This is a genomic window from Rhodovulum sp. FJ3 (genome assembly GCF_032918305.1).
Classification (GTDB): domain Bacteria; phylum Pseudomonadota; class Alphaproteobacteria; order Rhodobacterales; family Rhodobacteraceae; genus SAT37.
Genome location: NZ_JAWJUU010000002.1, coordinates 492,227 through 504,198 on the forward strand (window position 1 = coordinate 492,227; position 11,972 = coordinate 504,198).

10 protein-coding genes are annotated in these 11,972 nt (G+C 58.6%); 7 read left to right on the forward strand and 3 right to left on the reverse strand.

Translation table 11 applies throughout. From position 1 onward, the window contains the following. Nucleotides 1–25: 25 nt before the first annotated feature. Both R1W00_RS07495 and R1W00_RS07500 read right to left on the reverse strand, forming a co-directional pair. A complete protein-coding gene (locus R1W00_RS07495) occupies nucleotides 26–523 on the reverse strand; it encodes a hypothetical protein (protein ID WP_317262108.1) in 498 nt (165 codons plus the stop codon). A 131-nt stretch (nucleotides 524–654) separates the two neighbouring features. Next, complete coding sequence (locus R1W00_RS07500) at nucleotides 655–2,511, reverse strand: sigma 54-interacting transcriptional regulator (protein WP_317262109.1); 1,857 nt, start codon at nucleotides 2,509–2,511, stop codon at nucleotides 655–657. 206 nt (nucleotides 2,512–2,717) lie between these two features. On the opposite strand from R1W00_RS07500, the gene R1W00_RS07505 reads away from it, so the two are divergent. The 5 genes from R1W00_RS07505 to cynS are packed head-to-tail and all read left to right on the forward strand — an operon-like array spanning nucleotide 2,718 to nucleotide 6,856. Then, nucleotides 2,718–4,106, forward strand: a complete 1,389-nt coding sequence (locus tag R1W00_RS07505) for a CmpA/NrtA family ABC transporter substrate-binding protein (RefSeq protein WP_317262110.1) — start codon at nucleotides 2,718–2,720, stop codon at nucleotides 4,104–4,106. 3 nt (nucleotides 4,107–4,109) lie between these two features. Further along, nucleotides 4,110–4,946 (forward strand): nitrate ABC transporter permease, encoded by an 837-nt coding sequence (gene ntrB, locus R1W00_RS07510; protein WP_317262111.1) that lies wholly within the window; start codon nucleotides 4,110–4,112, stop codon nucleotides 4,944–4,946. 11 nt (nucleotides 4,947–4,957) lie between these two features. After that, a complete protein-coding gene (locus R1W00_RS07515) occupies nucleotides 4,958–5,866 on the forward strand; it encodes an ABC transporter ATP-binding protein (protein ID WP_317262112.1) in 909 nt (302 codons plus the stop codon). Between the two features lie 13 nt (nucleotides 5,867–5,879). Next, nucleotides 5,880–6,359 carry a nuclear transport factor 2 family protein gene (locus R1W00_RS07520; RefSeq protein ID WP_317262113.1) on the forward strand — a complete coding sequence of 160 codons (480 nt, stop codon included), beginning with the start codon at nucleotides 5,880–5,882 and terminating at the stop codon, nucleotides 6,357–6,359. Nucleotides 6,360–6,385: 26 nt separating this feature from the next. Then, a complete protein-coding gene (gene cynS / locus R1W00_RS07525) occupies nucleotides 6,386–6,856 on the forward strand; it encodes a cyanase (RefSeq protein WP_317262114.1) in 471 nt (156 codons plus the stop codon). A 101-nt stretch (nucleotides 6,857–6,957) separates the two neighbouring features. Here the strand turns inward: cynS and R1W00_RS07530 are convergent, their stop codons facing one another. Next, nucleotides 6,958–8,373, reverse strand: a complete 1,416-nt coding sequence (locus R1W00_RS07530; protein ID WP_317262115.1) for an RtcB family protein — start codon at nucleotides 8,371–8,373, stop codon at nucleotides 6,958–6,960. A 289-nt stretch (nucleotides 8,374–8,662) separates the two neighbouring features. On the opposite strand from R1W00_RS07530, the gene rtcR reads away from it, so the two are divergent. After that, complete coding sequence (rtcR, locus tag R1W00_RS07535) at nucleotides 8,663–10,234, forward strand: RNA repair transcriptional activator RtcR (protein ID WP_317262116.1); 1,572 nt, start codon at nucleotides 8,663–8,665, stop codon at nucleotides 10,232–10,234. 1,188 nt (nucleotides 10,235–11,422) lie between these two features. Beyond that, entirely contained in the window at nucleotides 11,423–11,620 is a 198-nt protein-coding gene (locus tag R1W00_RS07540) for a hypothetical protein (protein ID WP_317262117.1), read from the forward strand. Nucleotides 11,621–11,972: the final 352 nt, after the last annotated feature.

An 11,972-nucleotide genomic window follows, 5' to 3' on the forward strand; every position in this document is an offset into this window, starting at 1 on the left:
CGTGCCGCAGGTCCAATGGACGGGATCAGTTCAGCGCGTACAGGTCCAACAGCGCCCTCATGCACATCCATAGGAAAATGCCGAAAAGGAACCAGAGCAGTTTGATCAGGCGTCCAACCGGTGTGAGGGGGTGACCCTCACGCGGGGGGTGAAAGAAAAGGATCAAGTTCAAGGGAGGGATCATAGCCATCCACGCAAGACGCCCGTTTTCGCGGGCATTGACCGACCGCGCATGGGCGAACACGGCCAACCCATAGCCCACCGCGACGTTCACACACAGGAAATAGGCGATGAACAGCCACGACTGCTCGGACCATGGCTTGATCTCGGTAAGGAAAAAGGGGGCTAAGGCAACTGCCCCGAGCAATGGAACGGCATTTAAGCAGACAAACCACGTGATCCGCGTGATGGACCGTGTCGCGCCGCGTAAAAAGATTAGACTGATGAAATAGGACGGAAAACAAATCAAAATGGAGGCCGTAATCCAAAGCGCGCCGAGATTGGCGGCGGTATCATCGTACATTTTGGCTCCAACAGTTTAGGCTTGTTTGGCGTGACGCCTGTTCGCGTATTACGCGAAATGATGGGGCTGAGGTCAAGGGCGGGTTTGCCGATATGCCGCCTAGGCGTCATGGGGTGTGATGTGGAAACGGCCTAGGCCCAGTCCTCTTCGGTGATGCGCAGCGTTTTGATGCGGGAGGCCAGTGTCGTGGGCTTGATCCCCAGCAACGCTGCAGCACCCGACGGGCCCGACACCCGCCCACCGGTTTCGCGCAGGGCCGCAATCAGGTTGGCGCGCATCAGTTCGGTCATCTGCGCCTCGGTGCGAAAGGGCGTGTGGCCTTGATCCATCGGCGCGGTCGAGGCCAGTTCGACCACCAGCTTGCGGTCTTGCGACACGATGGCGGCGCGCTCCATCACGTTGTGCAATTCGCGCACGTTTCCGGGCCAGTCATAGGATTGCAACTGTCCCACCACGCGTTCGGTCAACACGGGCTCGGGCCGGTTCAAGCGTCGACAGGCCAGTTTCAACAGATGCGCGGCCAGCAGGGGAATGTCCTCTTGGCGGTCGCGCAGGGGCTGACAGGTGATCGGGAACACGTTCAGAAACAGGAACAGGTCCTCGCGAAAGCGGCTACTGCGCCTGATCTGGGCCTCGGTCAGTCGGGTCGAGGCAATGACCCGAATATCCAGCGGCTTTTCCCGCGTGTCGCCCAGACGGGTCACGGCACTGTTTTGCAACGCCGACAGCAGCTTGCCCTGAATTTCGTAGGGCAGGTCCTCGACATCATCCAGAAACAGGGTCCCGCCATGGGCCAGTTCCAGCTTGCCCGCCTTGTCCCGCATGGCCCCGTTGGGTGCGCCGCGCACTTGGCCATAGAGTTCCGCCTCGACCTCTTCGGGGGCGAATGAGCTGCATTTGAAATGGATCAGGGGGCGGCGGGCGCGCGAACTGACCTTATGGATGGCGGCGGCGACAAGGGATTTGCCGGTGCCGGTTTCGCCACTGATCAACACGGTGGCGTCGGTGTTTGCGACCAGATCAATGCGTTGCACGGTTTGACGGATCGCGGGGGAGGTGCCGATGATGTTGTGATGCGCGCGCTCGGTCGAGATCGCCTCTTGCAGATAGGCGTTTTCCTGTTCCAACCGGTCGCGCAGCGCGGCCACCTCATCCAGCGCGTCGCGCAGTTTGCGTTCGTTTTCCTTACGCTCGGTGATGTCGCGGAAAATCACCACGGCGCCCGCGAGAACCTGTTGGTCATAGATCGGGGTCGAGACATATTCGACGCGGATCGGTTTTCCGTCCTTGCGCCAGAACACCTCATCCTCAATCCGGTGGACCTGTTCAAACCGGAAGGACCGATAGATCGGGCAATCATGGGAATGATAGGTCTCGCCGTTCAGGTGGTGATGGTGGATCATCGAATGGATGTCGTGGCCCAGCAGGTCCTCAACGGTCCAGCCCAGCATCTCTTGCGCGGCGCGGTTCACGAATGTGGTCTTACCCTCGGCGTTGACGCCGTAAATCCCTTCGCCCGCCGCGTTCAGGATCAATTGGTTCTGGCGTTCCAGTTCGGCAAAGAACGTCTCGGTCCGTTGCCATTCCAACAGGCCCGCGCGGAAAATCTCGGCCGCCTGCGCCTGTTCGGTGCGTCGGTCAAAGGCATGGAGATCGGTCAGGATCATCGCCACATGATCGGGCTGACCAGGTACGGGCTGTGCGCGCAACTCGACCCGCAAAGGCGTGCCGTCCGCCCGCGTCAGCGTGACATCGCGCGTCCAACCCTCGCCGCGGTGATGAACGGCGTCCAGAAACACGATGAATTGGGGCAGGTCCTCGCCCAGATACTGCGCAAACGGGGCAGGGGGCGTCGCGGTCGATCCGGTCAGCAGGTCCGCCGCCTCTGGCGACCAGTTCACGATCCGGTCGCGACGGGTATCGAGCACGATCACCGGATGCGGGATCGCGGGCAAAAGGGAATCGGGCGGGGGCAGGTCGAGGGTCATGCCCAAAGCTTAGGTAAAGGCGGCGCTGTGCAATAACGAAAAATCGTAATTTACGAAATCTCGTGAATAATGGAACGACTGACGCATCTTAACGCATTGTTTTTACGTTGGTTTAGTTCTCGCCCAAATTTTCATCGCCGCCTGTTTCGGTGCGATTTCCGCTGTCACTCTATCCCCAGCACTCAGTTCAAAAAAACGGGGACGACATGACGATCAAGAGCTTAGGCAATCCATTCTCTGATAAGACCGACCTGCGCCACGGGGCCGATTGTGGCTGTGACGGCTGTATGAGCGGGCACGGTCACGACAAGGACCACATCGAACCGACCGCTATGTCCTCTGAGGACATGCTGGAGCGCGCTGTTGAGAGCGCCGTTGTCCGGTCGGTCTTTGGCAACAACGACATCAGCCGCCGTTCGTTCATGGGTATGCTGGGCGGGGGCACGGTTGCCTCGGCGCTGGCGTCTGTGTTCCCGCTGGAACAGGCCAAGGCGGCCATTCTGGACAATCTCGGCACGCCCGAGAAAACCGATCTGAACATCGGCTTTGTGCCGATCACCTGTGCGACGCCGATCATTATGGCGCAGCCGCTGGGGTTCTATGAACGGTACGGTCTGAACGCGCAGGTCATCAAAACCGCCGGTTGGGCCGTTGCGCGCGACAAATCCCTGTCGGGCGAATATGACGCCAGCCACATGCTGACGCCGATGCCTTTGGCGATGACGCTGGGCGCGGGGTCGGTGGCCGAGCCCTATATCATGCCCGCCGTTGAGAACATCAACGGTCAGGCGATCGTTCTGTCGAACGAACATCTGGACAAGCGCGACCCGAAACAGTGGAAGGGCTTTACCTTTGGTGTGCCGTTTGAATATTCGATGCACAACTTCCTGCTGCGCTATTACGTGGCGGAATTCGGTCTGGACCCCGATGTCGACATCCAGATCCGCGTGGTTCCGCCGCCCGAGATGGTTGCCAACCTGCGTGCAGGGAACCTTGACGGCTATCTGTCGCCTGATCCGTTCAACCAGCGCGCCGTTTGGGAAGGTATCGGGTTCATCCACACCCTGACCAAAGACATCTGGGAAGGTCACCCGTGCTGTGCCTTTGCCGCGCCTTTGTCCTTTGCGACGGAGCTGCCCAACACCTATGGCGCGTTGCTGAAATCGATCATCGACGCGACGCAATACGCCTCAAACCCTGATAACCGCAAAGAAATCTCGGCCGCCATTGCACCCACCAATTACCTGAACCAACCGGTTCCGGTGATTGAGCAGGTGCTGACCGGCACCTATGCCGATGGCCTGGGTGAGGTGAAACAGGTGCCCGACCGGATCGATTTCGACCCGTTCCCGTGGCATTCGATGGGCGTGTGGATCCTGACCCAGATGAAGCGCTGGGGCTATATCGAGGGCGACGTGGACTACAAATCGGTCGCCGAGCAGGTCTATCTTGCCGCCGATGCGAAAAAGGTCATGAACGATCTGGGCTATGCCGCGCCGGATGTGACCTACAAATCGCACACCATCATGGGCAAGACGTTCGACCCCGCCACACCCGAGGACTACGTCAAAAGCTTTGCCATCGGGAAAGGCTGATCCATGTTGGACAACCTTTCCACCAACCAGCGCGCGGCGGTTTTATCCGTCGTGATGCTGGTGGTCGGCCTCCTGATCTGGGAGGCCGCCATTCCCGCCCAGCAGGCCGCTGGTGAATTGACCGAATATGAACGCCTGACCGGTGGCGGCGCCCCCAAGGCCGGCGTGCCCCCGCCCAGTCAGGTTCTGGCCAAAGCGTGGGAGCAATTGTCCAACCCGTTTTACGATGCGGGCCCCAACGACAAGGGGATCGGCATTCAGATCGGATACAGCATCTATCGGGTGCTGACCGGTTATATCCTTGCCGCGCTAATCGCGATCCCGCTGGGGTTCCTGATCGGGATGAGCCAGGTCGCCTACAAGGCCTTCAACCCGTTCATTCAGGTGCTGCGCCCGATCTCGCCGCTGGCGTGGATGCCATTGGCCCTGTTCATCATTCAGGATTCCGAGGCCAGCGCGATTTTCGTCATCTTTATCTGTTCGATCTGGCCCATGCTGATCAACACGGCGTTTGGCGTTGCGGGGGTCCGTCAGGATTGGGTCAACGTGGCGCGTACGCATGAACTCAACGGCATCAAAACCGCGTTCATGGTCATTCTGCCCGCCGCCGCGCCGACGATCATCACCGGCATGCGGATTTCCATCGGCATTGCGTGGCTGGTCATTGTCGCCGCCGAGATGTTGGTCGGGGGCACGGGGATCGGCTATTACGTCTGGAACGAGTGGAACAACCTCGATCTGACCTCGGTCATCTTTTCCATCCTGATGATTGGCGTGGTGGGCATGCTGCTGGACTCGGCCTTTGGGGTCTTGCAGCGCGCCGTCACCTATTCGGAATAAGGAGAGGTTCCATGTCTAAACCGTTTCTGTCGATTGAAAACATGACCCAGACCTTTCCCGACGGGCAGGGCGGCACCCTGACCGTGTTCGAGGACGCGACATTCGGCATCGATAAGGGCGAATTTGTCTGCATCCTCGGGCATTCGGGCTGTGGCAAGTCGACGATCATGAACATCCTTGCCGGTCTGGCCGAACCCACCTCGGGCGTGGTCAAGATGGACGGGTTTGAGGTGTCCGGCCCGTCTCTGGACCGTGGGGTGGTGTTTCAGAACTATTCGTTGCTGCCTTGGCTCTCGACGTTGAAAAACGTGACCTTCGGGGTCAAGGCACGCTATCCCGACTGGTCCAAGGCCAAGGTCGAGGCGCATGCTCGCGAATACCTTGCCATGGTGGGGCTCGAGGGCGATGTCGTCCATCGCAAGCCCAGCCAACTGTCGGGCGGCATGCGACAGCGCGTGTCGATCGCGCGCGCCTTTGCCAACCACCCCAAGCTGTTGTTGCTGGATGAACCGTTCGGCGCGCTGGACGCGCTGACCCGCGGGACCATTCAGGACGAGTTGCTGAAAATCTGGGGCGGGACCGAGCAAACGGTGTTCATGATCACCCATGACATTGATGAGGCGATCCTGCTGGCCGACCGCATCCTGTTGATGACCAACGGTCCCTTTGCCCGCGTGGCGGAATCCGTTGAAATCACCATCCCGCGTCCGCGCAACCGCACGGATATCGTCGAGCACCCGAACTATTACGCCATCCGCAACCATCTGGTGCAGTTCCTTGGCCAACGCTCCAAGGAACTGGCAGGCCAGCAATCCGGAGGTGAACCCCAATCGCCGACCCGCGTGGTCATCGACAAAACCGGCCCCGCGCCGGATCCTGAACCCACGACCAAGCCGCAACTGCGCGCCGTAAACGACTGAAAGACAACACAGAATGACGACCCAAGAGCCCCTTCGCGCTCCCGTGCCGCCCTTTAGCTATGAGGATGCGGTGAAAAAGGTGCGCATGGCCGAAGACGCCTGGAATACCCGCGATCCCGAAAAGGTCGCGCTGGCCTATACGCCCGACACGCGCTGGCGCAACCGGTCGGAGTTCCTGAATGGCCGTGACGAAGTGCGCGATTTCCTGTCGCGCAAATGGGCGACCGAGAACGGCTATCGCTTGATCAAGGAAATCTGGGCCCATGACGGCAACCGGATCGCGGTGCGGTTTTGTTACGAATGGCACGACGAGGATGGCCAGTGGTTCCGTGCGCACGGGAACGAGAATTGGGAATTCTCGGCCAGCGGCCATATGGCCGTGCGCCATGCCTCTATCAATGACGTCCCGATTTCCGAAGACGAACGCCTGTTCCATTGGCCCCACGGACCGCGCCCCGCCGATCACCCGGGCCTTAGCGATCTGGGCCTGTAACCAACTGACGACCAAGGAGGAAACCAATGAAAGATGCATTTGAGGTACCCGCCATGATGACCAAAGAAGACGTCACAATGATGATCCTGTCGGCCAAGAAACAGGCCGGTATGACATGGGAAGGCATCGCCGAGAAAATCGACATGTCGCCCGTCTGGACCCATTCGGCCTGTATGGGCATGAACGGTTTCCCCAAGGACAAGGCCGAGGCGCTTGTCTCTGTCATGGGCCTGCCCCAAGAGGCGGTTAGCGTCCTTGAAGAACCGCCGACCAAGGTCTGGGAACAAGCGATCCCCACCGATCCCTGCATCTATCGCTTTTATGAGATCGTCGGCGTCTATGGCCCGACCCTTAAGGCGCTGATCGAAGAAAAGTTCGGCACGGGCATCATGTCCGCCATCGATTTCGACATGCAGGTCACCCGCGTTCCCCACGAAAAGGGCGACCGCGTCAAGGTCGAGATGTCCGGAAAATACCTGTCCTACAATTCGTGGTAAGCAAAACTCCACGTAAAAGCACTAAGGCCCCGCATCTGCGGGGCCTTTCGCGTTTTGGGGCGGGGGTGACGGAAGAGGGGGCTGACCCTCTCCCGTCTGATTTACCGGCGCCCTTTCTTGCGGGTTAGCCAAAAGGGCGGCACATCACCGGCCATGACACAGCCATAAGGATCGATGTAGTCCTCGATTTCGGCCAGACCGTAGTCCTTGATCTGCGCCACAACCGAGGCCGCGCTCTTATAGCTCGACGGCAATTCCGACGCGTCGATCCCGCCCGCGTGGAAACGGACGTCCAACCCCTTGGTCTCTGCCGCCATCTGCTCTTCGGGGGTCATGTCCCCCATGCGGCGACGATGCTCGGAACGCGAAAAGTTGCGACCGGCCCCGTGCGGGCTAAAGCCCAACGCGTGCTGGGCATCCGTTCCGCGCACGACCAAGACCGGCTCGGACATGTTCAGCGGGATAAGCGTGCGTCCCGTCGCGTCCGAGGCATAGTGATCCCAAGCGGGGGTCGCCCCCTTGCCGTGATAGTAAAGATCGCCGCGCTTGAAGACGAAGTTATGCTCGTTCCAGAACCGCTCACCAATGTCGCCAAGACGTCCGGCCTCAACCGTCGCCTGATGGATCGCATTGTGGTTGGCCTTGGTCCATTTCCGGATCAGCTGAAGCGCCTCCCAGTACGCCACGCCTTCGTCGCTATCGGCCGGAATCCATGCGTTCTGCTTTAGGGTCTCGGGCGAGATCTTTTTGCGAAACTTCTCGGCCACATGCATCCCGACCTTATAGAGCACCGCCCCCGGACCACGCGACCCGTGGTGCGTGATGATGGCCGTGCGCCCCGTGTTGCGCGAACGCCCAACAAAGAGAAAGTGGTTCCCGTCCCCTTGGGTTCCCATGTGTTCCTGCGCCATCCGGATGAGCTTTGGACTGTTCAGAAACGGGTTCGCGCGGAAGGCATCCAACAGCTTGAGCGAGGTCGTGAACCGCGTCCCGTTCCGACGCCCGCCGGGTCCGAAATGCGTTACCGATTGCGCGGCGTCCAGAACGATCTTCGGGTCCACGTCGCCAAGGTCGGTCATCATCACCGAACAACAGATATCCGCCGAATGCATGCCGGGGTGAATGGCGTTTTTCGCCGCCACAACCCCGCCCACCGGAATGGTCCCGATCGGACCCGCCGGACAGGCGTCGGGCATCACGGCCCCGCTGACCACGGTCGGGGTGCGCATCAGGGCCGTCATGGTCTCGCGCACCTTGGCCACGTTATCCTCTTCGTCCGGCGTTTCGGCGCGGATGTTTTCATGAAACGGCACAGCACCGGTCGGCAAAAGCGGGATTTTCGGCAGGACCTTCGGCCGATCAGCATCAAGCGCGCTGCGGATGTCCTCTACGGTTTCACCGTTGGCGGTCATCGCCTCGGCCCGCGCCAACAGCGCCGGAAATTGCGCGCCGGGGATATGTCCCCATTCGATCAGATCGTTGCCGGTAACCGACAGTGCTTTTACGTCTTCAGTCATTTTTACCACTTGGCCCTTGGGTCCAAACCTTTCGTATAAAAACTGTGATCGGAATGCCGGAGGCCTTGGGAATGGGCCCTTGGCCCCCGGCACTTAACGGACACGGATTTGCCCGTTCTTCTCTCTCTTCACTCTTCGGATGCCCCTTTGTCGCAGGTCCTGCGCAGGGGACGAAGAAGAAGCGAAAATAGAGCAAAGGCGCTGTGAATAAACGATTTAATGAGGGTTTGCCGAAAGTGGGGCATTTCGTTACGATACAAATGTATCTGGTTTTATAAAATGGTCTTTCATGCGGAATGTTGTCATCGGTTTTCTGGGCACCACGCTCGACTCGGGGAAAAAGCGCCGCTGGCGGCCGACCCCGTCTCTGGTGGTGCATGACGACTTTCACGTTGACCGGCTTGAACTGCTCTATGACCACCGGTTCAACCGCCTCGCGCAGGACATCCGCAGAGAACTGATCGAGGCCAGCCCTGAGACCGAGGTGATCCTCAACCGTCTTGATCTGGATGACCCTTGGGATTTCGTCGAGGTCTACTCCAAGCTGTTTGATTTCGCGCGCAGTTACGGGTTTGACGAGGACCGTGAACAGTACCACATCCACCTGAGCACCGGCACCCATGTGGCCCAGATCTGCTGGTTTCTACTGGCCGAAAGCCGCCACGTTCCCGCCCATCTGCTGCAAACAGGACCACAGAGCCGCGACGGTGGGCCCCCAAAACTGGACATCATCGACCTTGATCTGCGGCGCTATAATGCGCTGCAACACCGGTTTGATCTGATTTCTCAGGAATACAGCGATCTGCTGAAAGGGGGGATCGAGACCGCCAATGCGGCCTATAACAGCCTGATTTCGCAAATCGAACATGTGGCGGGCGCGACCAAGGCACCGATCCTGTTGCTAGGCGAGACCGGCACCGGAAAGACGCAACTGGCCGAACGCATCCATGCGCTCAAGCTTGACCGGCGGATGCTCAAAGGGCGGATGGTCCACGTCAATTGCGCCACCCTCAGCGGACCGGACGGGATTTCGATGCTCTTCGGTCAGCGCCGTGGCTATACCGGACAGGCGGGCAGTGAGCGCAACGGATTGCTGCGCGAGGCGGATGGCGGGGTCCTGTTCCTAGATGAGATCGACGAATTGGGCCTGCGCGAACAGGCTGTGATCCTGCACGCGATTGAGACGGGGCGCTATTACCCCCTTGGCTCGGATTACGAGGTGTCGAGCAGTTTTCAGGTGATCGCCGGATCGAACCGTGACCTGCGCAAGCTTGCCGCCGAGGGGCTGTTTCGCCAAGACCTGCTCAGCCGTCTTACGGCGTGGACCTTTGAAATTCCGCCTCTACGCCAACGGCGTGAAGATATTGAGCCGAACCTGATGTTCGAATTGGCCCGCGCGGAAAAGGATCTTGGGACCCAATACGGCTTTAACCTTGATGCACGCGAGCGGTATCTGAGGTTCTGCCGTGACCCTGCGACGCTCTGGCCTGGTAATTTCCGTGACTTCGGCGCCTCGGTTCGGCGTATGTGCGTGCTGGCCGCGCGGGGGCGCATCACACGGCAGATGGTCGAAGATGAAATCCTGCGCCTGCGTGATTTGTGGTCCGCCGCGCAGGGGGGCGCGGACGGAAAATTGTTGGGGAGTGTTTTGGGACGCGAGGCAGAGGGCATTGACCTTTTCGATCGCGCCCAGCTGGCCGAGGTCATCCGCACCTGCCGCAATAGCGCCAGCCTAAGCGATGCGGGCCGGACGCTGTTCGCCCATTCACGCAGCCGCCGGAAATCCACCAACGACGCGGACCGCCTGCGCAAGTACCTTGCGAAATACGGGCTGGATTGGGACCGCGTGCAAACGGGATAAGGGACGCAGTTGAATGCCCCAAAACGACGAAAGCGCCCCAAGAAGGAGCGCTTTGTCGTTAGTTCCCAACCAGCAAGAGGAAGGTTGGCTCCGGCGGTAAGGATCGGAGCTAATTTCGCTCATTAACTTATGACTTTGATATCGCTATATTTCTTCCTTAATTTGCGACGTCGAAGTGAGTGTTTTGTGTCACGCTTGTGTCCCGTTTGCGAGACGACGCGAATGGCGACATGCCAAGCCCTTTTGGGGTGCATGTAGATGTTATCTTAGGACAGGCCCCGGCTGACAGTGACCGTTTGCGCTGGTTCTTGAGCCCGTTATTTGGTTCGAGACAATATGTCGCCGAAATTCGACTTTTGCTGTCCGCTCCACCTAAGTCGAAGTATATCGATACTATAGCGCTACAGTCCGTAGTGTTACGATAGAGCTACAGCGGTTTTCAGCAATGGCCGGGTGAGAGGGGTTCGAACACACTCGACTTCGGCGGAGTTTGCTCAGCGAAATTGCCGTTGGTGCCCGTCGATGCGACGCTGGACTGTGACAGCTCCGGTTCGATTTGGCTTCGGGTTTAAATGTGAAAAAACACGCATTTGGAAAGGTGAAGTCTCTGCCAATCTTATCCACATTAATTCTAGGAGATTTTGTAGACGGATCCACGGGCCGTGCCTACGTACGAACCATCATCTATATTACAACAGAAAAGAAGAGCAGGTGACGAGACAAAGTGAAGCTTGCAAAAGGGTGAGGGACTCATGCGAAGCGCTCAATGAACGCGGCCCAGATGTTTCCCACCGGAATGTGCAAAATGAAATCGGTGGTAGCAGCATGTCCACGTTGTCGTGATATGTAAACGAATGGAAAGATGAACAGACTGTCCCGACACGTCTCGACGCGCTTCCCTCCGAATTCGCCTCTTGGACTGAACGGATGGTGCTGGAGATCGTTATTATGGCTTGGGATGCCGCGGTTGAGATCTTTGAAAATGAAGAAAATGTTCGCATTTAACAGCTCGCACGGCAGAAAAATGCATCCGATGCTGAAATTGCAGAGCTGAAAATCGAGACAGAAGCACTCGTGGCAGACGCTGCTGAGCGGTAGGCCGACCACAAGGAACCGATTTCCGAAGGGGCGGAACGTGAGAGGGCTCTGAAGTCTGAAATAGATACTCTGGCTACGTGTATCGAAGAATTGCAGGTCGAACGCGAAGCGATGATGGTGAAAGCCTCGGAGACTGACATCGAACTTGCAGTCCTGCGCGACAGGACCCGCGCGGCTGACGAGCGCTCGCAGAGTGTCCTGGCTCGCTTCGATGCCCAGCTGCAGCAGCTTGTTGCACAAACCAGTTCGAACCCGTCGATTAAAGAAACGCCATCGAAGGCATCGTAAAACACAGTCTGACGGGATGCCGGTCGATGGATCGGCACCCCACTCCATTCGCGTAAAATTTACTTCATACCGTGTGCGGGGCTTTCGGGACATTGAACGTTCTGTTGACTTCAACTACGAGGGCTAAGCCATGTAAGTAGACTTCTCAAGGTCCGCTAAGCGCCTATAAATATAGGGGAACCTCAGAGTTCCGGCTTCTTTTGAAGGAGAATTGGGAACGCGGATTGGTGATTTGGATCGCTGCTTTTCGCGTAGCTGGAATGCGCTTTAAGTTGCAAATGTCGGGCTGCCAGTTTTCGTCTCGCTGTCGTTTTGAGGGAAATAGGTATCGTGGGCATGCAGTGTGGCTTCG

What these genes read in the sequence shown, in the direction of transcription:
- R1W00_RS07515 (WP_317262112.1), top strand. Translation starts at nt 4,958, where the DNA reads ATGTCTAAACCGTTTCTGTCGATTGAAAACATGACCCAGACCTTTCCC.
- R1W00_RS07500 (WP_317262109.1), bottom strand. Translation starts at nt 2,511, where the DNA reads ATGACCCTCGACCTGCCCCCGCCCGATTCCCTTTTGCCCGCGATCCCG.
- rtcR (WP_317262116.1), top strand. Translation starts at nt 8,663, where the DNA reads ATGCGGAATGTTGTCATCGGTTTTCTGGGCACCACGCTCGACTCGGGG.
- ntrB (WP_317262111.1), top strand. Translation starts at nt 4,110, where the DNA reads ATGTTGGACAACCTTTCCACCAACCAGCGCGCGGCGGTTTTATCCGTC.
- R1W00_RS07520 (WP_317262113.1), top strand. Translation starts at nt 5,880, where the DNA reads ATGACGACCCAAGAGCCCCTTCGCGCTCCCGTGCCGCCCTTTAGCTAT.
- R1W00_RS07505 (WP_317262110.1), top strand. Translation starts at nt 2,718, where the DNA reads ATGACGATCAAGAGCTTAGGCAATCCATTCTCTGATAAGACCGACCTG.
- R1W00_RS07495 (WP_317262108.1), bottom strand. Translation starts at nt 523, where the DNA reads ATGTACGATGATACCGCCGCCAATCTCGGCGCGCTTTGGATTACGGCC.
- R1W00_RS07530 (WP_317262115.1), bottom strand. Translation starts at nt 8,373, where the DNA reads ATGACTGAAGACGTAAAAGCACTGTCGGTTACCGGCAACGATCTGATC.
- cynS (WP_317262114.1), top strand. Translation starts at nt 6,386, where the DNA reads ATGAAAGATGCATTTGAGGTACCCGCCATGATGACCAAAGAAGACGTC.